The sequence below is a fragment of the Lysobacterales bacterium genome (assembly GCA_014946745.1).
GTDB lineage: Bacteria > Pseudomonadota > Gammaproteobacteria > Xanthomonadales > Xanthomonadaceae > Aquimonas.
The window spans coordinates 2,501,041-2,524,797 of sequence record JADCRD010000001.1 but is presented as its reverse complement, the minus strand read 5'-3'; the positions used below and the strand labels follow the sequence as shown (position 1 = coordinate 2,524,797).

The 23,757-nt window shown below is 69.0% G+C and carries 16 protein-coding genes; 11 read left to right on the top strand and 5 right to left on the bottom strand.

Annotation, left to right across the window (positions count from 1 at the left end):
* Window positions 1–85: 85 nt before the first annotated feature.
* The gene (locus tag H4O13_10000; GenBank protein MBE5315722.1) at window positions 86–2,377 is read right to left on the bottom strand and encodes an exo-alpha-sialidase; all 2,292 of its coding nucleotides are present in this window, start codon (window positions 2,375–2,377) and stop codon (window positions 86–88) included.
* Between the two features lie 224 nt (window positions 2,378–2,601).
* On the opposite strand from H4O13_10000, the gene H4O13_09995 reads away from it, so the two are divergent.
* From H4O13_09995 to pyrF, 4 genes are all read left to right on the top strand, one after another.
* A complete protein-coding gene (locus H4O13_09995) occupies window positions 2,602–3,141 on the top strand; it encodes a hypothetical protein (protein MBE5315721.1) in 540 nt (179 codons plus the stop codon).
* Window positions 3,138–5,624, top strand: a complete 2,487-nt coding sequence (locus tag H4O13_09990; protein ID MBE5315720.1) for an Ig-like domain repeat protein — start codon at window positions 3,138–3,140, stop codon at window positions 5,622–5,624. Before H4O13_09995 ends, H4O13_09990 begins: the two co-directional genes overlap by 4 nt.
* Before the next feature lie 105 nt (window positions 5,625–5,729).
* On the top strand, window positions 5,730–7,712 hold the full coding sequence (locus H4O13_09985) for a UvrD-helicase domain-containing protein (GenBank protein ID MBE5315719.1): 1,983 nt from the start codon (window positions 5,730–5,732) through the stop codon (window positions 7,710–7,712).
* A 192-nt stretch (window positions 7,713–7,904) separates the two neighbouring features.
* Complete coding sequence (gene pyrF, locus H4O13_09980; protein MBE5315718.1) at window positions 7,905–8,615, top strand: orotidine-5'-phosphate decarboxylase; 711 nt, start codon at window positions 7,905–7,907, stop codon at window positions 8,613–8,615.
* Between the two features lie 475 nt (window positions 8,616–9,090).
* Here pyrF and rpsT read toward each other — a convergent pair whose 3' ends face one another.
* Entirely contained in the window at window positions 9,091–9,354 is a 264-nt protein-coding gene (gene rpsT, locus H4O13_09975; GenBank protein ID MBE5315717.1) for a 30S ribosomal protein S20, read from the bottom strand.
* 375 nt (window positions 9,355–9,729) lie between these two features.
* On the opposite strand from rpsT, the gene murJ reads away from it, so the two are divergent.
* From murJ to lspA, 4 genes are all read left to right on the top strand, one after another.
* Window positions 9,730–11,337 carry a murein biosynthesis integral membrane protein MurJ gene (gene murJ / locus H4O13_09970; protein ID MBE5315716.1) on the top strand — a complete coding sequence of 536 codons (1,608 nt, stop codon included), beginning with the start codon at window positions 9,730–9,732 and terminating at the stop codon, window positions 11,335–11,337.
* Window positions 11,338–11,578: 241 nt separating this feature from the next.
* A complete protein-coding gene (locus H4O13_09965) occupies window positions 11,579–12,556 on the top strand; it encodes a bifunctional riboflavin kinase/FAD synthetase (GenBank protein MBE5315715.1) in 978 nt (325 codons plus the stop codon).
* A complete protein-coding gene (ileS, locus tag H4O13_09960; GenBank protein ID MBE5315714.1) occupies window positions 12,553–15,441 on the top strand; it encodes an isoleucine--tRNA ligase in 2,889 nt (962 codons plus the stop codon). Before H4O13_09965 ends, ileS begins: the two co-directional genes overlap by 4 nt.
* A complete protein-coding gene (gene lspA / locus H4O13_09955) occupies window positions 15,441–15,947 on the top strand; it encodes a signal peptidase II (GenBank protein ID MBE5315713.1) in 507 nt (168 codons plus the stop codon). Before ileS ends, lspA begins: the two co-directional genes overlap by 1 nt.
* 402 nt (window positions 15,948–16,349) lie before the next feature.
* On the opposite strand, the gene H4O13_09950 is transcribed toward lspA, so the two are convergent.
* The 3 genes from H4O13_09950 to H4O13_09940 form a co-directional block, all read right to left on the bottom strand.
* The gene (locus H4O13_09950; GenBank protein ID MBE5315712.1) at window positions 16,350–16,508 is read right to left on the bottom strand and encodes a hypothetical protein; all 159 of its coding nucleotides are present in this window, start codon (window positions 16,506–16,508) and stop codon (window positions 16,350–16,352) included.
* Window positions 16,509–16,520: 12 nt separating this feature from the next.
* Window positions 16,521–17,147: a uracil phosphoribosyltransferase gene (gene upp, locus H4O13_09945; protein ID MBE5315711.1), complete on the bottom strand. Its 627-nt coding sequence runs from the start codon at window positions 17,145–17,147 to the stop codon at window positions 16,521–16,523.
* Window positions 17,148–17,229: 82 nt separating this feature from the next.
* Window positions 17,230–18,093 carry a PhzF family phenazine biosynthesis protein gene (locus H4O13_09940; GenBank protein ID MBE5315710.1) on the bottom strand — a complete coding sequence of 288 codons (864 nt, stop codon included), beginning with the start codon at window positions 18,091–18,093 and terminating at the stop codon, window positions 17,230–17,232.
* Between the two features lie 213 nt (window positions 18,094–18,306).
* Here H4O13_09940 and H4O13_09935 point away from each other — a divergent pair, with 213 nt between their 5' ends.
* Genes H4O13_09935 through H4O13_09925 form a run of 3 tightly spaced genes read left to right on the top strand, consistent with a single transcriptional unit; the run spans window position 18,307 to window position 23,750 of the window.
* On the top strand, window positions 18,307–20,961 hold the full coding sequence (locus H4O13_09935) for a bifunctional aspartate kinase/diaminopimelate decarboxylase (GenBank protein MBE5315709.1): 2,655 nt from the start codon (window positions 18,307–18,309) through the stop codon (window positions 20,959–20,961).
* Window positions 20,954–22,315 (top strand): endonuclease domain-containing protein, encoded by a 1,362-nt coding sequence (locus H4O13_09930; GenBank protein ID MBE5315708.1) that lies wholly within the window; start codon window positions 20,954–20,956, stop codon window positions 22,313–22,315. The genes H4O13_09935 and H4O13_09930 overlap by 8 nt, the downstream gene beginning before the upstream one ends.
* Complete coding sequence (locus H4O13_09925) at window positions 22,296–23,750, top strand: UDP-N-acetylmuramoyl-L-alanine--D-glutamate ligase (GenBank protein MBE5315707.1); 1,455 nt, start codon at window positions 22,296–22,298, stop codon at window positions 23,748–23,750. The genes H4O13_09930 and H4O13_09925 overlap by 20 nt, the downstream gene beginning before the upstream one ends.
* Window positions 23,751–23,757: the final 7 nt, after the last annotated feature.

Here is a 23,757-nt window from a genome sequence, read left to right as displayed (position 1 = left end):
GGCGCGCGGTCTGCTGCGTTCCGCCATCGCCGGCGACCGCGCCTGGGTCGGCGCCATTCACCGGCGTGCGGGAGTCAGCGCGCTCTCAGGGCTCGAACCCGTTCGAGAACAGACTGCCCGCCACGACCCTCAGCGACCACACGCCGCGCCCAAGCGTGCCGGCATACAGGGTGCGCTGGTCGTGCACGTAGCGCAGGTCGAACACCAGTACGTCGGGCAGGAAATCACCGAACAGCGCCCAGTCGCCGGTGCCGCTGGTCGCCGCGTAGACACCCGAGCGCGTGCCCAGCGCAATCCGTGCCGGCACCGCGCCGTCCGCGTGGATGAACTCGATGGTGCGGAAGTCCTGCGAGCTGATCGCGGGCAGGTTGCCGGTGATGTCGGTCCAGCTGGTGCCGCTGTTCGACGAGAAGAACACCTGGTTGTCGTCGATCGCCCAGACCCGGGCCGGGTTGATCGGATCCAGCGCGACATCGGTAACGGTCGATGCGCCCGCGGGCAGGGCGGTGGTGGCGACGAAGCCGCCGGCGGTGCGCTGGAACACCTGGCTGCCGCGCCCCACATAGGCGACGCCGGGGTTGCCGCTGGCGCCGTACGCCATCGCGTTGCGGTTGGCGCCCGGGCCTCCGATCGAGGCCAGGGTTGGCGATCCCGCATTGGCGTTGCTGGACTCGTAGAGCGTGTTGATTCCACCGACGAGCATCCGGCCTGGATCGTCGACGTTGACTTCCACGGGTGTCACGAACTGCGGGTCGGTGACGATGCCGCCGGTCGGGACCGAAACGTTCGCGGTCTGCGCATTGGCGGCGCTGTAGGTGGCGCGACGGAAGCCGCCGAGATTCTGCGAGCTGATGAAGCGCAACCCGTCGGTGCCCGAATCCTCGATGGCGACGTCGCCGCCATCGCCACCGTTGATCGACACCCAGATCGGGTTGGTCGCTGCCTGCTGCATGTGCGTTCCGTTGTCCTGCGTGCCGATCACCAGGATGTCGGAGACACGGTCGTGGTCGAGGTCGTGCACCTCCATCACCTTGAGATTGCCGGCGACCGAGGCCCAGGTGCCGGCGGACGAGGTCGGCGTCGCGCGCCGGTAGATGCAGCCATCGTCGACCTGCAGCAGATTGCCGTTGACGTCGAAGGCCATGTTGCGGCTGTCGGCATGCGGCGTCGTGTTGCCGGCGTTGGCGTCCATGATGGTGGTGAACTGGCTGCCGGCGACAGCGGTCGCATCGCCGCGTCGGATGTTGGCAGTGAAGGGCGAGGCGGTGATCCGGTCGCCGCCGATGTAGACCAGGTTCGGATTGCCCGGATCGACCACGATCGAGGTGTTGACCACGCCCTGTGTGCCCGGATGCACGGGAGGTACGTCCATCGCCGTCCAGTTGGTGCCCTGGTTGGCCGAACGGAATACCCCGGCGAGGGCGCCGGTGTTGACGACGGCGACGAATACCGCGCCGCTGGCGCCGGGTCCTACCGCCAGCCGGACATTGCCGCTGCTGCTGCCCATCGCTGTGATGCCGGCGCTGATATCGGTCCAGGTGGCGCCACCGTCATCGCTGCGCAGCACGTTGCGCGTCGCGCCGAGCACCGAGATGTAGACGCGAAGCGGCGCATCAGGATGCGCCGCCATGTCGCCGATGCCGCCCGCCGGCAGTCCGCCGGTGCCCGAGACCAGGGACCAGCTCGCGCCCGTATCGGTGCTCCGCCACAGGCCGCCGTTGCGGGCGGCCGCGAGGATCGTCGCACCGCGTGGCCAGACCGCGACCATCTTCTGACCGAGCAGGGCGCTGGCACCGAGCTGGGTCCAGGTGGTACCACCGTTGGTGGTGCGATACACGCCGACTTCGTCATCGCCACGCTGGGCGAAGTTGCTCCAGCGGCCGAGGCCTGCGACCAGTGTCTGATGGCTCGTGTCGGTCGGGTCGAACGCCAGAGCGCCGATCGACTGCGAGGGCAGCTGATCGGTCTGCGGCGTCCAGGTGGGCGAGGCTGCCAGTGCGTTGCCGGTGCGCCAGATGCCGCCGTTGACCGCGCCGATGTAGAGGATGTTGGCATTGGTCGGATGTGGTGCCAGCGCTTGGATACCCCCGCAGACTTCGTTGTTCGGCGGCACCCTGACCTGGGCGCTGCGGGTGGGCGCCGGGCCGCGTTCGATCCAGGCCAGCGCCGAGGGCGGTGCGCCCAGCAGGCGCTGCTTGTCAGGGCGTTCGGGCGGCAGCACCGGCTCTCTGTATTCCGCCGGGTCGACCGGCTCGGCGCCGCGCTTGCGGTATTCGCTGTCCGCATACTCACTGCGGACCGGTGCCATGCAGGCGGAGACTGTGCAGGCGATCGCCACTGCCGCGGCGAGACGCATCCGCGTCGAACGGAAAGACATGAAGGCCCCCTGGGCACACGTTTTGCGAAGGATGCGCCCGTTCGCGCCGCCTTAACAAGCGCGGCGGCCGTCCGTGATTCCGTGAGGGTGGCCGCGCCAAACCCTTCGGCCCCCGCCTTACTGCGCTGGTCGGCAGCCTCACGCGCGGCGACCGCGGTTCGGAGAAACTTGGCGCCCCTTCTGCCCTCCCGTTCGCCATGCGCGCCATCGCTGCCCGAGTTCTCTTGAGTGTGTCCGTGTGCGGTGGCGTCTCCTTCAATGCGGTCGCGGCCTGTGCGGATGCCCAGCCCCTGCTGGTCGAGCTGCGCGTGACCAGTGATCGCGGCGAAGGCTTTGATCGTCTGCACCGGATCCGCGTGCACGCCGATGGCTGCGTGGAGGTGCGGCGGCCCCCGTTTCATCGCCAGCCGGGGACGTACGCTGCGCGCATCGATGCCTCGGCGCTGCGCGCCATACAGCGCCTTGCCAGCGACGCCGAGTTGCGCGCCAGCGATCCGGCGCGCGCGCTGCGTGAAGCCGAAGCGGACCTGGCTCAGCGCGCCCAGGCGCTGGGCGATTTGCGGCGCACCCACATCTCGCACCCGACCGGCTACGTGCTGCGTCTGGCTGCGGGCGGGGAAACGATCGAGCTCAAGGCCGAATCGATTTTCCAGCAGGCCGAGCTGCACCCGCAGTCGAAGGAGCTGGCGCTTCTGGCCGAGACGATCGGCGAGGTGTTGGCGCTCGATGCGCTGCCGGACCTCCGCGCCGAGGTTTCGCGATGAGCGCCCTGCGCGGCCTGCCTTGGGCGGTGCTGGGTCTGCTGGCGAGCGGCGGCGCCAGCGCTGGCGCCTTCATCTTCGCCGAGGACTACCCCGATGCGGTGACCCATCCGCAGGTTTACAGCGGTACCGGCGGCGAGCGGCCGGACCTGACCGTTTGCCTCGATCGCAGCGTCAACAGCAGCCTGACCTCCGAGGCCGAGCCGGCCGTGATCAAGGCCATTGATACCTGGAACCGTGGGCGTTCGCTGGGCGCCGACAACTATGCGCTGAACAACGCGACCGACATCGCGTCGGGCTACGACTTCGAGTCTGTGCTGCTGCATGAGCTGGGCCACTGCCAGGGCCTGAACCATGTCAATCACGCCAGCGAATCGGGCTTCAACGATCCGCAGGCCAATGGCACCAAATCCGGCGTTGGCGCTGACGGCGTGCTCAACCAGGCCGCAGGCAATGACGGTATCCACGGCTCGCGCGACGACCTGCGCGGCGATGATGTCAACTTGCACTGGTATCTGCGCGGGCAGAACAATCCCGGGCTGTTCAACGCGATTGCCGACAGTACAACGATGGCGCGCGAGCTGAACCTCCTGCCGTCCGGTCATCGCTTCGCTGCCAATGCGGACCGCAGCGTGATGGCGGCGCTGGGCTTCGCCAACTCCGAGGCGGTGATGCAGCAGGGTACGCCGGCCCGCGAGGCCAAGCGGCATCTGCACCACGACGACCTGATGACGATCCGCTTCGCGCGCTCCGGCCTGAACCGGGTGCAGGGCAACAGCGACGACTACCGCTACCAGCTGCGCTACGTGGGTCGGCTCTCCAACCCCTCCAATACCGACTGCAATGTGCGCATCCGCATCGACACCAGCACCGGCTTCGCCGTGTGCGGCGTCAGTGCCTTGGCGATCAACAACAACACCAGCCAGTGGCGCATCACCCAGGCGCAGATCGCGATGAACTCGCAGATCAACTGGTACTACTCGCCGGGTCCCAACACGGTCACCCAGATCAGCTCGACTTCGCCGAACCCGAGCCCCGTCGGCCAGAGCTATACGGTCAGCGTGCGAGTGGAGGAAGCCAACGGCATCAGCATCAGCGGCAATCCCTTCGGTACTGTGGAAGTGGACGACGGCCAGGGGGCGAGCTGCAGTTTCGAGCTTGCCAGTGCGATGAACGGGCAGGGCAGCTGCGTGATGCCGGGCGGCAGCGCCGGCCCGCGCACCTTGACCGCGCGCTATCTCGGGCGCGGCGGGTTCGACTACAGCGAGGGCACGGCCAGCCACAGCGTGAGCAATACCGCCGCGACCACCACGACCATTACCTCGCGGGTGCCGAGCAGCACCGTGGTCGGCCAGAGCTACACGGTCAACGTGAGCGTGGCGGCGAACACCGGCACACCGACCGGCAGCGTGCAGGTCAGCGACGGCAGCAACAGCTGCCAGGCGACGCTGTCCGGCGGGAGCATGAGCTGCGTGATGCCATCGATCCTTGCCGGTACGCGCGCGCTCACCGCGAGCTACACGCCGAGCGGCAGTTTCGCTGCCAGCAGCGGCACGGCCAGCCATGTCATCGCGCGTGCCAGTGCGGTGTTCGCCAGCAGCGGCGTGCAGCCGACGCCGTCCGCGCATGGCCAGACGGTGACCGTGAACTTCGGCCTGGCCGCGCAGGCGCCGAGTACGGCCAGTCCGGTCGGTACCGTCACAGTCGCAGCGGTGCCGGGGGGCGAGAACTGCAGCGCGAGTGCCACTGCAGGCGCCTGCACCCTCACCCTGTTCGGCGCGGGAAGCCGCAGCCTCAATCTGAACTTTGCACAGACGCCGAACTTCAATGCGGCGAGCGCCAGCCTGACGCATCAGGTCAACCCGGCGAGCACCAGCCTGCGGATCGAGTCGGTGACGCCCTCGCCGGTGCGCGTGGGCCAGCCTTACGACCTGTTGGTGCGTGTCGAGAGCCCGAATGTCATCCCCGACGGCGGCGTGCAGGTCAGCGAAGGGGTGGGCGCCTGCACCGCCTTCCTGTCCGGTGGCGCCGGCAGCTGCCGGCTGAGTTCCGGTGGGGCGGGCACCCGCTCGCTGCAGGCCAGCTATGCCGGCAACGCCAACTTCACGGCCAGTAGCGCCAGCGGCAGCCAGAGCGTGCTGCGTGGAGCGACCGCGCTGCGCGTGACTGGACTGTACCCGCAGCCTTCGCCGGTCAATTCGGCGCTGCAGGTGCGCTGGGCCGTGGAGGTGCTGCCGCCGGCGGCCGGCAGCCCGGGTGGCACCGTCACGGTGACGGCGGGACCGGGCGAGACCTGCTCCGCGCCCGTGGTCGCGGGCGGCTGCACGCTGAGCCTGGGCGCGGCAGGACCGCGCAGCCTGCAGTTCAGCTATGCCGGCAGCGCAGACTTCGAGCCAGCCGTCATCAGCGCGGCCCACAGCGTCGATGCCGATGCGCTGTTCCGCAGCGGCTTCGAGGCGATCGAGGCGGCGGTCTCGCCGCCCTGAACCGCGCGGGGTCGGCGGCTGCGCCGTACCCTGTACGCGCCGTGCGGCCACTAGAATGGCGACCCCGAGGCCGCGCGCGCGGTCGGCCCCTACAGATCCCCTCGCATGTCCGGATTGAACCCCCAGCAGGCCGCCGCGGTGGCCTATCGCAGTGGTCCTTTGCTGGTGCTGGCTGGCGCCGGCTCGGGCAAGACCAAGGTGATCACCGAGAAGATCGTGCGGCTGGTGCGCGAGGACCATCTGGCGCCGAACAAGATCGCCGCGATCACCTTCACCAACAAGGCCGCGCGCGAAATGCGCGAGCGCGTTGGCAAGCTGATGAAGTCCGAGCAGGCGCAGGAGCTCACGGTCTGCACCTTCCATTCGATGGGGCTCAAGTTCCTGCAGATCGAGCACGAGGCCGCCGGCCTGCGCCGCGGCTTTTCGATCTTCGATTCCGACGACAGCACGTCGCTGCTCAAGGAGCTGCTGCCCAAGGGGGCCAAGCCGGACGTGGTCGACGGCGTACGCGGTCTGATCTCGCGCGCCAAAAACGATGTGCTCTCGCCCGAGCAGGCGATGGCGGCGGCGCGCAGTCCGCGGGAGCGCGAGGCGGCGGAGATCTATGCCGAGTACCAGCGCCGCCTGGGCGCCTTCAATGCGCTGGACTTCGATGACCTGATCCGCCTGCCGGTGGCCCTGCTCGCCGGCAGCGAGGACCTGCAGCGGACCTGGCGCGAGCGCCTGCGCTATCTGCTGGTCGACGAGTATCAGGACAGCAATCCCGCGCAGTACGCGATGGTCAAGCTGCTGGCCGGACCGCGCGGCATGTTCACCTGCGTGGGCGATGACGACCAGTCGATCTACGCCTGGCGCGGTGCGAATCCCGAGAACCTGAACCAGCTCAGCGTCGACTACCCGAACCTGCGTCTGATCAAGCTGGAGCAGAACTACCGCTGCGCAAAGCGCATCCTGCGCGCGGCCAATGCGCTGATCGCCAACAACCCGCACGAACATCTGAAGGCCCTGTGGAGTGAACACCGCGAGGGCGAGCCGATCCGCGTGTTCGAGTGTCGCGATGACGAGCACGAGGCCGAGCGCGTGGCCGCGGAGATCTCGCATCTCGCCGAGAAGCACCGCGCGCCGTGGAGCGACTTCGCCGTGCTGTTCCGCGGCAACCATCAGTCGCGGCCGCTGGAGAAAGCTCTGCAGCTCCTGCGCATTCCGTATCACCTGGCCGGCGGCACGGCGTTTCTGGATCGCGGCGAGGTCAAGGACACCTTGGCCTGGCTGCGCCTGGTTGCGAACCCCGACGACGACGCCGCCTTCCTGCGCGCGGTCACTTCGCCCAAGCGCGAGATCGGCAGCACCACCCTGGCCAAGCTCGGCGAGCTTGCCGGCCAGCGCCATGAGGGCCTGCTAAAGGCCGCCGAGCGCAACGAGGTGCTGAAGGTGCTGCCGGCACGACCCTCGGCGGCGCTGGATGGCTTCGTGCAGCTGATCCGCCGCTTTCGCCAGCTCTCGAACGCGCTGCCGGCGGCGGACCTGTGTCGCAAGCTGATCGAAGACTCCGGCCTGCTCGCCGAAGTGCGCGCGACATCAAGAGACGACAGCCTGTTCCAGCGCCGCCGCGGCAATCTGGAGGAGCTCGCCGGCTGGCTGGAGGCCGCGCGCGGCGGCGGTGGCCCGGGCGAGCTCGCGGCCCAGCTTGCTCTGCTCAGCCACGCCGATCGCGACGACCCGGGCGAGAGCGTGCGCCTGATGAGCCTGCACGGCAGCAAGGGCCTGGAGTTCCGCTACGTGTTCATCGTCGGCGTGCACGAGGGCTCGCTGCCGCACGACGCGAGCCTGGACGAAGGCAAGATCGAGGAAGAGCGCCGCCTGATGTACGTGGGCATCACCCGCGCCAAGGAACTGCTGCATCTGTCCTATCCAAAGCGCGCCAAGCGCTTCGGCGAAGTCTCGAAGAACGAACCCAGTCGTTTCCTCAGCGAGATCCCGGCTGCCGAGTTGCACTGGGTCGGTCGCGACGCGGAGAAGGATGCCGAGCGCCGAGAGGATGTCGCCGCCGCGAGCCTCGCCAAGCTGGCCGCCTTGTTCGGCGACTGAGTTCCGGCTGGCTTTTGGCAGATCCGATCCGTTCCGTGTGTGTCGAGTCCGCGGCGTTGGGCCGCGCTTCGCTTGGCCCGACCTACGGCAGACCATAGGGTGGGTCTCGACCCACCGGCACTCGCGCGCCTGCGCCGCGTTCCGATCCCGCGCGACTAGAATGCGTTCGCACTTCCGCTGCCCGAGCCCGCCATGTCACGCATCCCCGCCCGCCAGCGCCTGATCTTCGCCCTCGACGTCTCGACCGCCGCCGAGGCCGACGCCTGGATCGAACGCCTCGGCGACAGCGTGGCCTTCTACAAGATCGGCATGGAGCTGCTGAGCTCGGGCGACTACTTCCGCGTACTCGAAAAGCTCGCGGACACCGGCAAGCGGATCTTCGTCGATCTCAAGTTCCACGATGTGCCGGCGACGGTAGGCCATGCGGTGCGAGGTCTTTCGCGCTGGCCGGTCGACTTCTGCACCATCCACGGTCAGCAGCCGGCGATGATGCGCGCCGCCGCGGAGGCTGCGGGGGGCATGAAGATCCTCGCGGTGACCGTGCTGACGTCGATGGACGCCGGTGATCTCGCGTCCGACGGCATCAGTCGCAGCCCGGCCGAGCAGGTGCTGGCGCGTTCGGCGCTGGCGCAGGCGGCCGGCTGCCACGGGGTGATCGCGTCAGGTCAGGAAGCCGGCAAGCTGCGCGCCGCGCGCGGTTCGGAGTTCCTGATCGTCTGCCCGGGCATCCGTCCTGGCGGCCCGGTCGGAGATGATCAGAAGCGCACGGTCGGCGTAGCCGAAGCGTTTGCCGCGGGCGCCGACTACATCGTGGTGGGACGGCCGATACGGCAGGCGGCCGATCCGCGGCTCGCCGCGAACGGCATCGTCGACGAGATCGAGGCTGCGCTGGGGATTGCGTGATCGGCGCGACCTGTCGGTTGGGCGGCTCTGTGCCATTCACGCCCGCTCGTCACAAGCCGGTTTCCCGAGGAGCAGGGTGGGCGTGAGGTGGGTTTCACCCCTCTCCCCCGGCTCCTCTCCCGCAAGGGGAGAGGGGAGAAGAGCCCTTGGCGGCTGCAAGGGGCGGAATCAGGAAAGTCTTTCCACTCAGTGTGATGCGCGACTTACTTCAGGTGTTGCATCAGCAATTGACCTAGTCTAGGCTTGGCGCCGCCACTGACGGTTCACCGCCGCAGCGAGCGCCCAAAGCCGAGCAGCCGCAGACAGGGCTGCCGACAACAAGAAAATGCCGGCTTCGATCCGGCTTGACGGGAGTCCCAGGGGGCTCCCGTTCTTGTTTGGGGGTTCCGAGCGCTGAGAGCGAATCGCGGGCAACAAAAAAGCCGGCCCTAAGGCCGGCTTTCTGCTGTCCCGAAACCGCTGCGCGGCTCGATACTTACGCCATCGCCTTGATGCGCGCCGTGAGGCGGCTCTTGTGGCGGGCAGCTTTGTTCTTGTGGATCAGACCGCGGGCAGCGTAGCGGTCAAGCACGGGCTCGGCGGCGGCCAGAGCGGCGCGGGCGGCATCGGCGGCGCCGGTGTCGATCGCCTTGATGACCTTCTTGATCGTGGTGCGCACCATGGAGCGGGCGCTGGCGTTACGGGCGCGGCGAACTTCGGACTGCTTCGCGCGCTTCTTAGCGGACTTGATATTGGCCAAGGGAAACTCCTCGAGGCGTAGCGGTAAGGGCGGGACAAGACGCGCAAGTATGCGGGGGAGGCGGGGGCGCGTCAATCCGGCCGCGTTGCGGCCGGATGGGATTGGGGATTGGGGATTCGGGATTCGACCGAAGGTCGGGGCGATTGAGGAGGCCTTGCAGCGCCAGACTTCGCTTGCCGCCGCGCTGGGGCGTCGCTGGCCGCGCGCGTGGCGCAAGCTCTCGGCTGGGGTAGCCTTTCGCACCGCACGCACGGATCAGGGATCAACGCCCGCTTCTTGCCGCGACCGATGTTGCCCGCTCTACGAATCCCCAATCCCGAATCCCGAATCCCGCGCCGCGGCGGCAACGCCGCCGCGCCGGCACAGCCGAAAAAAATGCCCAACCTCCTCCGTTCGCTCGCCTCCTTCAGTGGCCCGACCTTCCTGTCGCGGATCCTGGGGCTGGTGCGCGAGATGGTCATCGCCCAGACCTTCGGCGCCAACGCGGCGACCGATGCCTTCTGGATCGCCTTTCGCATTCCCAACTTCTTCCGTCGTCTCTTCGCGGAGGGCTCGTTTTCGCTGGCCTTTGTGCCGGTGTTCACCGAGTACAAGCAGACCCGCGAGCAGGCCGAGCTGCGCGAGCTGATCGCGCGCACCGCCGGCACGCTGGGTGCGGTGCTGCTGGTGGTGACCGCGCTGGGCATGTTGTTCGCGCCGGAGATCGCGCGCCTGTTCGCGCCAGCCACCAGCGCAGACGCCGACAAGGTCGACCTGATCGCCGACCTGCTGCGGGTGACCTTTCCCTTCCTGCTGTTCGTCTCGCTGACCGCCCTGGCCGGCGGCGCGCTCAATGCGTATGGGCGCTTTGCTCTGCCGGCGGCGACGCCGATGATCCTCAATATCTGCATGATTGCCGCCGCCTGGTGGCTGGCGCCGCTGCTGGAGGTGCCGGTGATGGCGCTGGCGATCGCCATCCTGGTCGCCGGTGTGCTGCAGTTGCTGGTGCAGTTCCCTGCGCTGCGCCGGCTCGACCTGCTGGTCTGGCCGCTTTGGGGCGGCGCGCATGCGGGCGTGCGGCGGATTCTGAAGCTGATGGTGCCGACCCTGTTCGGCAGCTCGGTGGCCCAGGTCAACCTGCTGCTGGACACGGTGATCGCGGCGTTCCTGATCGCCGGTTCGCAGACCTGGCTGGCGCAGACCGACCGCCTGCTGGAGTTTCCGCTGGGCATCTTCGGCGTCGCACTCGGCACGGTGATCCTGCCGGCGCTGTCTCGACATCACGTCGATACCGACCCTGCCGGCTTCTCGCGCGCCCTGGACTGGGGCTTGCGCATCGCGCTCCTGATCGCGCTGCCGGCCATGCTCGGCCTGATGCTGCTCGCCGAGCCCATCCTCGCGACCTTGCTGCAGTACGGCGCGTTCACGGCCTTCGATACGCAGATGGTGGCGCTGTCGCTGATGACCGTGAGCTTCGGCCTGCCGGCCTTTGTGCTGATCAAGGTGGTGGCGCCCGCCTTCTATGCCCGCCAGGACACCGCCACGCCGGTCAAGATCGGCATCGCCGCGATGATCGCCAACATGGGATTCAATTTCGCGTTCCTCGCCGCCCTGCTGTGGTGGCGCGCCGACGAGTTCGCGCCGGGCCTCAGCGTGTTCGAGAAGCTGGCCGCGCTGCCGGGCCTGCATCTCGCGCTGTCGGCGGCCAGCGTGGCATCAGGTTGGCTGAACCTGCTGCTGCTGGCCTGGGTGCTGCGCCGCCAGGGCGTGTACCGCGCCCAGCCGGGCTGGACCCGCCACCTGCTGCGGCTCGGCCTCGCCTGCACGGCGATGGCGGCTGCGCTATGGACGGGCCTGCAGCTGTGGCCGGAGTTCGGGGCCTATGGCTGGCAGGGCCGCAGCTGGCGACTCGCCGTGCTGGTCGGCGGCGGTGCCGCGGTGTTCGGTCTGGTGATGCTGGCGCTGGGGTTCCGACCCCGAGACTTGAGGGAAGCGCGAGGCTAGGGCCTGGAAGCCGGGATTGGGGATTCGGGATTGGAACCTCCTCCAGCTCTGCAACATGAGGATGTCCGCTCGCCAGCGCACGCCGGCAGGCTCCCACAGGGCGCAAGCCCAAACCCACCGCAGCCGCCCCAGCGGATCTCGAATCCCGAATCCCCAATCCCCAATCCCCAATCCCAATCCCCAATCCCCAATCCCCAATCCCGGCGGCGCGCCCACGGCGCGCCGCTATACTCCGCCCCCCATGACCCGCCTATTCCGCGACCCGCTCGGGCCCTGCATCGCGCCGCGCGGCAGCATCGTCTGCGTCGGTGCCTTCGATGGACTGCACCTTGGCCACCGCGCCCTTTTGGGCGAGGTGGTGGCGCGTGCGCGCGCTTCTGGCCTGCAGGCGGTGGCGCTCAGCTTCGAGCCGCTGCCGCGCGAGCACTTCGCCCGCTCCAACCCTCCTGCGCGGCTGCAGCTGCCGCGCTCGCGCTTCGAAGGCCTGGCGGCGCTGGGCTGCGATGCCGTGGGCCTGCTGCGATTCAACGCGGCACTTGCGTCGATGAGCGCCGAGGACTTCGTGCGCGAGGTGCTGGTCAAGCGCCTGAATGCGCGCGAGGTCTGGGTGGGGCCCGACTTCCGCTTCGGCCGCGGCCGCGCCGGCGACGTGGAGTTGCTGAAGCGAATGGGCGCCGAGCTCGGCTTGGCGGCCCACGCGCTGGACATCGTCACCTGCGTTGACGGCGAGCGCGTATCCAGCTCGCGCATCCGCGATTCGCTGGCGGCCGGCGCGCTGGAGCTGGCCTCCAGTCTGCTGGGGCGCCCGTATGCGATCTCGGGCCGCGTGGTGCGCGGCCAGCAGCTCGGCCGCACGCTGGGCTATCCCACTGCCAACCAGCGCTTCGGCCGCTGCGTGCCGGCGTTGTGGGGCGTCTACGCGGTGCGTGCGCACGGCATCGGTGACGCGCCCCTGGCCGGCGTGGCCAGCCTGGGCACGCGGCCAGTGGTGCAGGGCGGGGAGCCGCTGCTCGAAACCCACATATTCGACTTCAGTGGCGACCTCTACGGTCGTCGTCTGTCGATCGAGTTCGTCGCCAAACTGCGCGATGAGCTGAACTTCCCCGATCTCCCCGCCCTGATCGTGCAGATGGACCGCGATGCGGCCCGGGCGCGCGAGATCCTGTCCTCTGTCCCCGCGGCCGCGCTCGGCCGTTCTGCAAGCTGGAGCCCGGCGTGAGTTCGGAACCGAAAGACTACAAGCCCACCATCCACCTGCCGGAAACCGCCTTCGCCATGCGCGGCGACCTGCCGAAGCGCGAGCCCGAGATGCTCGCCGCCTGGGAGGCCGCCGGCCGCTACCCGCAGATCCGCGAGAAGACCCAAGGCCGCAGCAAGCGCTTCGTGCTGCACGACGGCCCGCCCTATGCCAACGGCTCGATCCACATCGGCCATGCGGTGAACAAGATCCTGAAGGACATGGTGGTCAAGTCGAAGCTGCTCTCCGGCTATGACGCACCCTATGTGCCGGGCTGGGACTGCCACGGCCTGCCGATCGAGCTGGCGGTGGAGAAGCAGGTCGGCAAGGTCGGGCAGAAAGTCGATGCGCGAACTTTCCGCGCCAAGTGCCGCGAGTTCGCCGCCGAGCAGATCGAGGTGCAGCGTCGCGACTTCAAGCGCCTGGGCGTGCTGGGCGACTGGGAGAATCCCTACCGCACGATGGACTTCAGCTTCGAAGCCGACATGCTGCGGGCTTTGGCGAAGATCGTCGAGAACGGTCACCTGAGCCGCGGCTCGAAGCCGGTGCACTGGTGCTTCGATTGCGGCTCGGCCTTGGCCGAGGCCGAGATCGAGTACGCTGACAAGACCTCGCCGATGATCGATGTGGCCTACGTGGCGCTTGATCAGTCCGCGATCGCCGCTGTGTTCGGCGTCGGAACGGACGGCGCGCCGATCGCGATCCCGATCTGGACCACCACGCCTTGGACTTTGCCGGCCAGCCTCGCGGTCAGCCTGGGCGGTGAGCTCGACTATGTACTCGTCGAAGCCGCAGGCGAGGGCCATGCGCTGGTGCGCGTGGTGGTGGCAGAAGCCCTGCTTGCCGACGTCGCCAAGCGCTACGGCCTGGCGGAACCCGCCGTGCTCGGCCGTGCCAAGGGCGCGGCGCTGGAGGGCTTCAAGCTCAAGCACCCCTTCATCGACGCACGAGAAATTTCTGTGTTGCTCGGTGAGCACGTCACCACCGACGCCGGTACCGGTGCGGTGCACACCGCGCCGGGCCACGGCCAGGAGGACTTCGCGGTCTGCGCCAAATACGGCATCACCGAGCACTACAGCGCGGCCGAGATCAACCCGGTCGGCGGCAATGGCGTGTTCCTGCCGGGCACGCCTCTGGTCGAAGGCCAGTTCATCTGGAAGGCGAATGCGGTCCTGATCGAAGCCCTGCGCGAGCGCGGCGTTCTTCTGGCGCTGGGCGAGCTGCTGCACAGCTATCCGCACTGCTGGCGCCACAAGACGCCGGTGGCCTTCCGCGCCACCCCGCAGTGGTTCATCAGCATGGACGCGAACGGCCTGCGCCGCGCCGCGCTCGATGCCATTCCGAACGTGCGCTGGGTGCCGGAGTGGGGCCAGGAGCGCATCCACGGCATGATCGAAAACCGCCCCGACTGGTGCATCAGCCGCCAGCGCACCTGGGGCGTGCCGATCGCGCTGTTCGTACACAAGCTGACGGGCGAGATCCACCCCGACAGCGTGGCGATCCTGCGCCGCGTGGCTGACCGCGTGCAGGCCGGCGGCGTCGACGTCTGGTACGACCTCGATGCGGCCGAGCTGCTGGGCGCCGAGGCGGATCAGTACGACCGGGTCACCGACATTCTGGATGTCTGGTTCGACTCGGGCGTCACCCACTACTGCGTGGTCGAGGCCCGCGAAGAGCTGTCAGCCAAGGGTGTCGACGACTACCGCGTGATGTACCTCGAGGGCTCGGACCAGCACCGCGGCTGGTTCCACTCCTCGCTGCTGACCTCGGCCGGCATGTACGCCAAGGCCCCGTATCACCACGTGCTGACGCACGGCTTCACCGTGGATGCGCAGGGCCGCAAGATGTCGAAGTCGCTGGGCAATGTGGTCGCCCCGCAGAAGGTGATGGATACGCTGGGCGCTGACGTGCTGCGCCTGTGGGTGGCGTCCACCGACTACCGCAACGAGATGTCGGTCAGCGACGAGATCCTGAAGCGCACCACCGACGCCTATCGGCGTATCCGCAACACCGCGCGCTTCCTGCTCGGCAACCTCGACGGCTTCGATCCGGCCCGCGACCTGCTGCCGCTGGACGAGCTCCTGCTGCTCGACCGCTGGGCGATCGCGGCGGCGCATGCGCTGCAGCAGCGCATCCTGCGCGCCTACGATGACTACGAGTTTCTCGACATCGTCCAGGCCGTGCAGCAGTTCTGCATCAACGAGCTGGGCGCGGTCTATCTGGACGTGACGAAGGACCGCCTCTACACGATGCAGGAAGACAGCCGCGGCCGGCGCTCGGCGCAAACCGCGATGTTCCACATTCTCGAAGCCCTGGTGCGCTGGATCGCTCCCATCACCAGCTTTACCGCAGAAGAGATCTGGCAGCACCTGCCCGGTGAGCGCGGGGAGTCCGTGCTGTTCGAGACCTGGCATGAGGGGCTGGCGCCGCTGCCCGCCGATGCGGCCTTGAACGCGGAGGATTTCGACGCGCTGCTCAAGATCCGCGCCGCGCTGGCCGCCCTGCTGGAGCCCATGCGCAAGGCCGGCAAGCTGGGCGCTTCGCTGCAGGCGCGCGCGGCCGTGCACATCGACACCTCGAAGGGGTTGGGAGCGAAGCTTGGCGATCTGCAGGACGAGCTGCGCTTTCTGTTCATCACCTCGGAACTCAGCCTGGTGCCGGTGTCGGCGGAGCCCGTCCTCGGCGGCGAAGTCGCAAAGGTCGAGGGCATGGAGGTCTACGTTGAAGCGCTGCCGAGTGAAGCCGCGAAGTGTGTGCGCTGCTGGCACTATCGCGAGGACGTCGGCCAGCACGCCGAGCATCCCGAGCTGTGCGGCCGCTGCGTCGACAACGTCGACGGCGCCGGCGAACAGAGGCTGTTCTTCTGATGACGGCTCCAAGCACACCGACGCCGCGCGACAGCGCCCTGATCTGGCTGCTGCTGTCGATCGTAGTGATCGCGCTCGACCAGTGGACCAAGCATCTGGCGCTGGGCGCGCTCGACTACAACCGGCCAGTGCCGGTGATCGACGGACTGCTCAACTGGACCCTGCTCTACAACTACGGCGCGGCCTTCAGCTTTCTCGGCAATGCCGGCGGCTGGCAGAAGTGGCTGTTCAGCGGTCTGGCGGTGGTCATCAGCAGCCTGTTGGCCTACTGGCTGTCGCGCCTGCCGCGCGCGGACTGGAGGCAGGCGCTGCCGTTCGCGCTGGTGATCGGCGGCGCGATCGGCAACCTGATCGACCGCCTGCGCTTTGGCTACGTGGTCGACTTCATCGACGTTTACTACGACGTGCACCACTGGCCGGCCTTCAACATCGCGGATTCGGCGATCGTGGTCGGCGCGGTGATGATCGCGATCTCAGGTTTCGGCGCGCGCGAGCCGGCGAAGTAGCGGGCGCGCGACGTTCGGGCGAGGTGTTGGGCCGCGCTGCGCTTGGCCCAACCTACAACAGCCGGCGCCCCCTGGTGCGCTTGGACCGATCCGCGAAGCCCGGCGACCCATAGGGTGGGTCTTGACCCACCGAAGCCGCGCCCTCGCCGCGGCCATCGATGTTGAAGGCCTGACCCACGCCTCGGTTGGGGCCTGTTGGGCCGCGCTGCGCTTGGCCCAACCTACAAGAGCCGGCGCCCCCTGGTGCGATTGGATCGATCCGCGAAGCCCGGCGACCCATAGGGTGGGTCTGACCCACCGAAGCCGCGCCCTTGCCTCACCCTTGCCTCACCCTTGCCGCGCCTGCCTCCCTCCATTCCGCGCGCAAGGCTTGGCCTGCGGCGCGAGCGCGGGCCGGGCGCGTCAGCACACCAGCGCCTCCACGCAGGTGATCGCTCCGCTCGACAGCTCGATCTGCGGCTGCAGCTCCACGAACAGCTGCCGCTCGCGCAGGGCGACACGCAGTTCCACTTCAAGCCCGGCCTGTCGGCGCGAGCGCCCCTCCAGCCCGCTGCGGAACAACTGGGCGCGGCGCTACTTGGTGCCGAAGATCTTGTCGCCGGCATCGCCCAGGCCCGGCAGGATGTATCCGTGCTCATTGAGGCGTTCGTCGATGGAGGCGGTGAACAATTCGACGTCCGGATGGGTGTCGGCCAGGCGCTGCAGGCCCTCTGGCGCGGCGACCAGAAACAGGCCCTTGATGCGCTTGCAGCCGGCGTCCTTCAGCAGCTCGATGGTGGCGATGAGCGTGCCGCCCGTGGCCAGCATGGGGTCGACGATCAGCGCGGTGCGCTCGTCCATGTGGCCGGACAGCTTTTCGTAGTAGGTGACCGGCCGCAGGCTGTCCTCGTCGCGGGCGATGCCGACCACGCTGACGCGCGCCGCCGGGATCAGCTCCAGCACGCCGGGCAGCATGCCCAGACCCGCGCGCAGGATCGGCACGACCGTGATTTTCTTGCCCTTGATCCGCTGCACCGTCACCGGGCCGGACCAGCACTCGATCACTTCGTCCTCGGTCTCCAGATCCTTGGTGGCCTCGTAGGTCAGCAGCGAGGCGACCTCGCCCGCGAGCGTGCGGAACTCGCGAGTGCTGATGTGCGCCTCGCGCATCAGGCCAAGCTTGTGCTGGATCAGAGGGTGGCGGACTTCGATGACGGGCATGGGCGGCTCTCGTGCGCAGGGACTGCGCGGCATCCCAACCGATCCGCGCGCCTGAGGCAAGCGCGGGCTGCGGCGTCTTTCCTCAAGCCTCAATGCGGCCGCGGATGCAGGTGCGGGCCTGGCCGCCGATCCACAGGCGGCCGTCCTGATCGACCTCGACGCGGACGCGGCCGTCGTGCCCGCATTCGCGGCCCTGGCTGCTGGTGTAGCTGGGCGCGGGCAGACCGTCGCGGGCCTGCAGGTAGGCGCCAATCGCACCGTTGCCGCTGCCGCAGACCGGATCCTCCGGAATGCCGTCGGCCGGCACGAAGCTGCGCACGACCAGGTCGGCCTCACCGCTGGCATCGCGGCCGTAGACGCTGATGCCGACCGCGCCGGTGGCGAGGCTGAGTCGGGCAAGGGCGGCAAAATCCGGCTGCAGCGCGCGCACGGTTTCGCTCGACGCGAGGCCGGCGACGATCCACACGGGACCGACATTGACCGCGGCGGCGGGCGTCAGCGGTGCCTTGAGCGCGTCTTCGAGCTGTGTCTGTTCCGCGCCGGCGAGTGGAGCGATGCGCGGCTCGGGCAGGCGCACGAACAGCTCGCGCCCCGCGCCTTCGCCGCGCAGACGCAGCGGCAGGCGCCCGGCGGCGCATTCCTGGATCAGCTGGCCCTCGGCGTCGGGTGCGGCGAGGCCGGCCTCCAGCACCGCATGTGCGGTGCCGATGCTGGGATGGCCGGCGAAGGGCAGCTCCTGGCGGGGCGTGAAGATACGCACGCGGTAACTGCCGCCGGGCGTTTCGGGCGGCAGCACGAAGGTCGTCTCGGACAGGTTCGTCCAGTGCGCTATGCGCTGCATCTCGGCACCGTCCAGCCCCTCGGCCTCGAGCACAACGGCGACCGGATTGCCGCCGAACGGGCGACAGGCGAAGACGTCGATCTGGGCGAATTCGCGAGTGCGCATGCGGGTGACTCCGGCGACGGGCGGGGCGGTGATTGGGCAGCATCGCTGCGCTTGCGTCAAACTTCCGGCGGCGTGTCGCCGCTCGCAACCGCTCTGGGCCATGCGGTCCTGACATATCCCGGCGAGGGCGCTGGCGAGCCAGGTTCGCGCTTGGCATGCTGCGCCGCCGCGCTGGCGGCGCCGTGTGCCTGGGCCCGGCGCTTTCTCACCCCGATGATCTTTCAAGGAGTACCGAACTTGTCCGCCTCCGTTTCTGCCGCTGCCACCCGCCCGACGCCCGCCCCGACCGCTGCCTGGTCGGTGCTGAAATTCGGTGGGACCAGCGTGTCGAAACGTCATCGCTGGGACAACATCGGGAAACTCGCGGCCGCCCGCCGCAACGAGGGCGGGCCAGTGCTGGTGGTGGTGTCGGCGGTGTCCGGCATCACCAACGCCCTGCAGGCGATCATCGATGCCGCAGGCGATGCGGCGAAGCAGGCCGAGGGCGCCGAAGCCATCGTCCGTCGCCACGTCGAGTTCGCGGCCGAACTCGGGCTCGATGTCGAGCCCGTGCTGGGCGCACGCTTTGCCGAGCTGCGCGCGCTGGCTGCGGACCCACGCGCTGCCACGGCCGAGATCCCCTGGCAGGCCGAGCTTTTGAGCCTGGGCGAGCTGATGTCGAGCGCGCTGGGAGCGGCCTACCTGCGCTCGCAGGGGCATCCGATCGCCTGGGTCGATGCGCGCGAGCATCTGCGCGCGATCGAGCTGCCGCACCAGAGCGCGTGGTCGCGGCATCTGTCGGTCAACTGCCACACCACGCCCGAGCCCGGCTTCGCCGAACGCTTCGCGCAGCAGGGCGATCTGCTGATCACCCAGGGCTTCATCGCCCGCGATTCGGCGGGTCGCACCGCGATTCTCGGCCGCGGTGGCTCGGACACCTCGGCCGCCTATTTCGGCGCCCTGCTGAAGGCCGCCCGCGTCGAGATCTGGACCGACGTGCCCGGCATGTTCAGCGCCAATCCGCGCCAGGTGCCGCAGGCGCGCCTGCTTTCGCGGCTGGACTACGAAGAGGCGCAGGAGATCGCCACCACCGGCGCCAAGGTGCTGCATCCGCGCTGCATCGGGCCCTGCCGCGAACGCCGCGTGCCGCTGTGGGTGCGCGACACCGAGCGGCCGGATTTTCCAGGCACCCTGATCGATGCGGTGGCCGCCGATGCCCCGCCCGGCGTCAAGGCGATCTCCTCGCGCCGCAGCATCGTGCTGGTGTCGATGGAGTCGATCGGCATGTGGCAGCAGGTCGGCTTTCTCGCCGACGTGTTCGAGCGCTTCCGTGCGCATGGCCTGTCGGTGGACCTGATCGGCTCAGCGGAATCCAACGTCACAGTGTCGCTGGATCCGTCCGAGAACCTGGTCAACTCCAACGTGCTCGACGCGCTCTGCGCCGACCTCGAACCCTTCTGCCGGGTCAAGGTGATCGCGCCCTGCGCGGCGATCACGCTAGTCGGCCGCGGCATGCGCTCGCTGCTGCACAAGCTCTCCGACGTGCTGGCCGAGTTCGGCCGCGAGCGCGTGCATCTGATCTCGCAGAGCTCGAACGACCTCAACCTGACCTTCGTGGTCGACGAGGCCGTGGCCGAGGGCATGCTGCCCAAGCTGCACGGCATGCTGATCGCCAGCACCGCGATGCCGGTGGATGAAGTCGCGGTCTTCGGCCCGAGCTGGCTGGAGCTGTGCGGCACCGAGGCCAGGCGCAGCGCGCCCTGGTGGCGCGCGCGTGCGGCCGAACTGCTGCTGCGTGCGGGCGATGCGCCGCGCTATGTCTATCACCTGCCGACCGTGCGCCAGCGCGCGCGCGATCTCGCCGCCATCGCCTGCGTCGACCGCCGCTACTACGCGATCAAGGCCAATCCGCATCCGGCCATCTTGCGCCTGCTGGTCCAGGAGGGCTTCGGGCTGGAATGCGTGTCGATCGGCGAGCTGGAGCATGTGTTCGCCGCGGTGCCGGGCCTTGATGCTGCGCGCGTGCTGTTCACGCCCAGCTTCGCGCCGCGCGCCGAGTACGCCCGCGCCCGCGAACTGGGCGTGCGCATGACCGTGGACAGTGCCTATCCGCTGATCCACTGGCCCGAGATCTTCCGCGGCGCCGAGCTGGTGCTGCGCATCGATCCGGGCTTTGGCAGCGGCCATCACGAGAAGGTGCGCACCGGCGGCAAGGGCGCCAAGTTCGGTCTGCCGGCCAGCGGGCTGGCGCCGGTGCTGGACGCCGCGCGTGCCGCTGGCGCGCGCATCACCGGCCTGCACGCGCACATCGGCAGCGGCGTCTTCGACGCCGGCCATTGGCGCACGGTCTATGCGCAGCTGGCGGCGATCGCCGACGGCATCGGCAGCATCGAGAGCATCGATGTCGGCGGCGGCCTCGGCGTGCCCTACGAGCCCGACGCGCCCGACTTCGATCTCGCTGGCTATGCGGCGGCGCTCGCCGAGCTCAAGCAGGCCTATCCGCAATACGCGCTGTGGATCGAGCCGGGACGTTTCCTGGTGGCCGAAGCCGGCGTGCTGCTGACCCGCGTGACCCAGGTGGTCGAGAAGTCCGGCGTGCGCCGCGTCGGCCTCGCCGCCGGCATGAACGCGCTGATGCGTCCGGCCCTGTACGGTGCCTATCACGAGATCGTCAATCTCTCGAAGCTCGACGCCGCGCCCGGTGCGCCGGCCGACGTGGTCGGCCCGATCTGCGAGAGCAGCGACGTGCTCGGACGCAGGCGTCGCCTGCCGGATGCGACCGCCGAAGGCGATGTTGCGCTGATCGCCACCTCCGGCGCCTATGGCGCAGTGATGGCCAACACCTACAATCTGCGCCCCCTGCCGAGCGAGGATGTGCTGGATGACTGAGTGGACCTTCGATCGCGACGCGATCCGCAGCTTCCGCTTCGTCGCCAGCCGGCTCGACGCGCAGACCGGCGCCGTCGAGCTGGAATACCGCTTCGATGAGGGCCCGCTGCTCACCGAGCGCCTGCGCATTCCGGGCGCGCCCTTCGCGCTGGATGGCGAGCGCGCGCTGGCAGTGGGCCGTGCGCTGGATCTGCTGCACTGGATCGCCGGCGTCAGCTACTACAAGGCCGCCGTGCCGCCGCAGCTGGTGTTCGAAGGCGACCAGCCCTCGCTGAAGGCGCGCGCCCTGCTGGGCGAGGTCTATCGGCTGGGCCTGGGGGAATTCGCGCACCGCAACGGGCTCGACCTCGAAGCGCGGCTCAACTTCCCCGTGCCCGGGCCATCGCCCTCGACCGCGCCGGCGCTGGGCCTGCGTCCACACGCGCTGGTCGCGATCGGCGGCGGCAAGGACTCGCTGGTCTCGATCGAGAGCCTGCGTTCGCTGGGCGTCGAGCAGACCGTGAGCTGGATCGGCAGCTCGCAGCTGATCGCCGCCTGCGCCGAACGCACCGGCCTGCCGGGCCTGAAGATCGAGCGCGCGATCGCGCCCGAGCTGTTCGAGCTGAACCGCCAGGGCGCCTACAACGGCCACATTCCGGTGACGGCGATCAACTCGGCGATCCTGGCGCTGGCGGCGCTGCTGCAGGGTGTCGACCAAGTGGTGTTCTCGAACGAGCGCTCGGCCAGCTACGGCAGCCAGATCCCGGGCACCGGCGAGGTCAACCACCAGTGGAGCAAGGGCTGGGACTTCGAGCAGCACTTCGCCGCTCTGCTGCGCGACGAGGTCGCCGCTGACCTGCACTACTACTCGCTGCTGCGGCCCTGGTCCGAGCTCGCCATCGCGCGGCAGTTCGCGCGCATCGAGGGCTACGACCGCCACTTCTCCAGCTGCAACCGCAATTTCCATCTGCTGGGCGAGCGTCCGGCCGAGCGCTGGTGCGGGGTCTGCCCGAAGTGCCACTTCGTGTTCCTGGCGCTGGCGCCTTTCATGCCCAAGCCGCGCCTGGTGTCGATCTTCGGCCGCAACCTGCTGGACGAGCCGCAGCTGGCCGCGGGCTTTGACGCCTTGATCGAATACCGCGAGCACAAGCCCTTCGAATGCGTGGGCGAGGCCGTCGAATCGCGCGCAGCCTTTGCGCATCTCGCACAAAGCCCGGCCTGGCGCGAGGACGCCCTGGTCGCGCGCTTCCGCGAGGAGATCCTGCCCCAGCTCGATGCCTCGGCGCTGGCGCTGGATGCGCAGCTGCAGCCGGCCGGGCCGCACGGCGTGCCGATGGAGCTGATGGACCGCCTGCATGCGCATTTCGGCGCTTGAGGGCCGCGCCACCGCCGTCTGGGGCTATGGGCGCGAGGGCAGGGCGGCGCTACGTGCTTTGCTCGGCGCGCTGCCGGCGCAGCGCTTCGCCCTGATCTGCAGCGCCGACGAAGCCGAGTCCGCCCGCGCGGAGTTCGGCGAGGTGATCGATCTGCATGCCGGCGAGCCATCACTCGACCTGCTGCGGCGCTTCGAGTGGATCGTGAAGTCGCCGGGCATCAGCCCGTATCGCGGGGTGGCTGCCGAGGCGCTGCAGGCCGGCGTGCGCTTCACCTCAGGCACTGCGCTGTGGTTTGGCGAGCACCGCGCACGCGACCCGCAGGTGCCGGTGATCTGCATCACCGCCAGCAAGGGCAAGAGCACGACCACTGCCCTGGTCGCGCACCTGCTGCGCGCCAGCGGCCGCCGCGTGGCCTTGGCTGGCAACATCGGGCTGCCGCTGCTGGAGCTGCTGCTGCCTGCTGCGACTGCGGAGCCGCTTGCCGATGCTGGCGCGCTGGCAGCGCCAGCGCTCGACGCTTACGTCATCGAGCTGTCGAGCTACCAGACTTCGGATGCCATCGCGCCCGATGTGGCGATGCTGCTGAACCTCTATCCCGAGCACCTCGACTGGCACGGTAGCGAGGCGCGCTACTACGCCGACAAGTGCGCGCTGATCGAGGGCGTGGGCGCGAAGCAAGTGGTACTGAACGCCGAGAGCCCGACGCTCGTGCAGCGCTTCGGTGCATGCGCTGATGCGACGTGGTTCGGCACCCCGCAGGGCTGGCATTTCGACGCCGCGAGCGGCGGCATCCTGCGCGGCAGCGAGCGCGTCTTCGAAGCGGCCGAGCTGCCGCTGCCCGGCGCGCACAATGCGCGCAACCTGTGCGCGGCGCTGGCGGCGATCGAGGCGCTGGGCATCGATGCGCGGCCGCTGGCGCAGGCCGCGCGCAGCTTCCGTCCGCTGCCGCATCGCCTGCAGCCGCTGGGCGAGCGGGCCGGGCGGCTGTACGTCAACGACAGCATCAGCACCACGCCGCATGCCAGCCTCGCCGCGCTGGCGCACTACCGCGGGCGTCGCGTGGCGATCCTGGTCGGCGGCCATGATCGCGGGCTCGACTGGTCGGACTTCGTCACCGCGATGCGCAGTGAAGCACCGTCGGTGATCGTCTGCATGGGCGCCAACGGCCCACGCATCGCGCTGGCGCTGCGCGCTGCGGCGGCTTCAGGCTTCGCCTTGCTCGAAGCGCCGGATCTGCCGGCGGCGGTGGCCGCGGCCGAAACAGCCCTCGATGCGTGCGCATCCGACGACGACCGCGGCGTGCTGCTGCTCAGCCCCGGCGCACCGAGCTTCGGCGAGTTCCGCGACTACGCCGAGCGCGGCCGCCGCTTCGCCGCGCTGACGGGCTTCGATGCCGAGGCCCTCGGACAGATCGAGGGCCTTGGCATCCGCTAGGCTCTGG

What these genes read in the sequence shown, in the direction of transcription:
- pyrF (MBE5315718.1), top strand. Translation starts at nt 7,905, where the DNA reads ATGTCACGCATCCCCGCCCGCCAGCGCCTGATCTTCGCCCTCGACGTC.
- upp (MBE5315711.1), bottom strand. Translation starts at nt 17,147, where the DNA reads ATGCCCGTCATCGAAGTCCGCCACCCTCTGATCCAGCACAAGCTTGGC.
- H4O13_09935 (MBE5315709.1), top strand. Translation starts at nt 18,307, where the DNA reads ATGATCTTTCAAGGAGTACCGAACTTGTCCGCCTCCGTTTCTGCCGCT.
- H4O13_09990 (MBE5315720.1), top strand. Translation starts at nt 3,138, where the DNA reads ATGAGCGCCCTGCGCGGCCTGCCTTGGGCGGTGCTGGGTCTGCTGGCG.
- H4O13_09930 (MBE5315708.1), top strand. Translation starts at nt 20,954, where the DNA reads ATGACTGAGTGGACCTTCGATCGCGACGCGATCCGCAGCTTCCGCTTC.
- H4O13_09925 (MBE5315707.1), top strand. Translation starts at nt 22,296, where the DNA reads ATGCGCATTTCGGCGCTTGAGGGCCGCGCCACCGCCGTCTGGGGCTAT.
- murJ (MBE5315716.1), top strand. Translation starts at nt 9,730, where the DNA reads ATGCCCAACCTCCTCCGTTCGCTCGCCTCCTTCAGTGGCCCGACCTTC.
- lspA (MBE5315713.1), top strand. Translation starts at nt 15,441, where the DNA reads ATGACGGCTCCAAGCACACCGACGCCGCGCGACAGCGCCCTGATCTGG.
- H4O13_09965 (MBE5315715.1), top strand. Translation starts at nt 11,579, where the DNA reads ATGACCCGCCTATTCCGCGACCCGCTCGGGCCCTGCATCGCGCCGCGC.
- H4O13_09985 (MBE5315719.1), top strand. Translation starts at nt 5,730, where the DNA reads ATGTCCGGATTGAACCCCCAGCAGGCCGCCGCGGTGGCCTATCGCAGT.
- H4O13_09940 (MBE5315710.1), bottom strand. Translation starts at nt 18,093, where the DNA reads ATGCGCACTCGCGAATTCGCCCAGATCGACGTCTTCGCCTGTCGCCCG.
- H4O13_10000 (MBE5315722.1), bottom strand. Translation starts at nt 2,377, where the DNA reads ATGTCTTTCCGTTCGACGCGGATGCGTCTCGCCGCGGCAGTGGCGATC.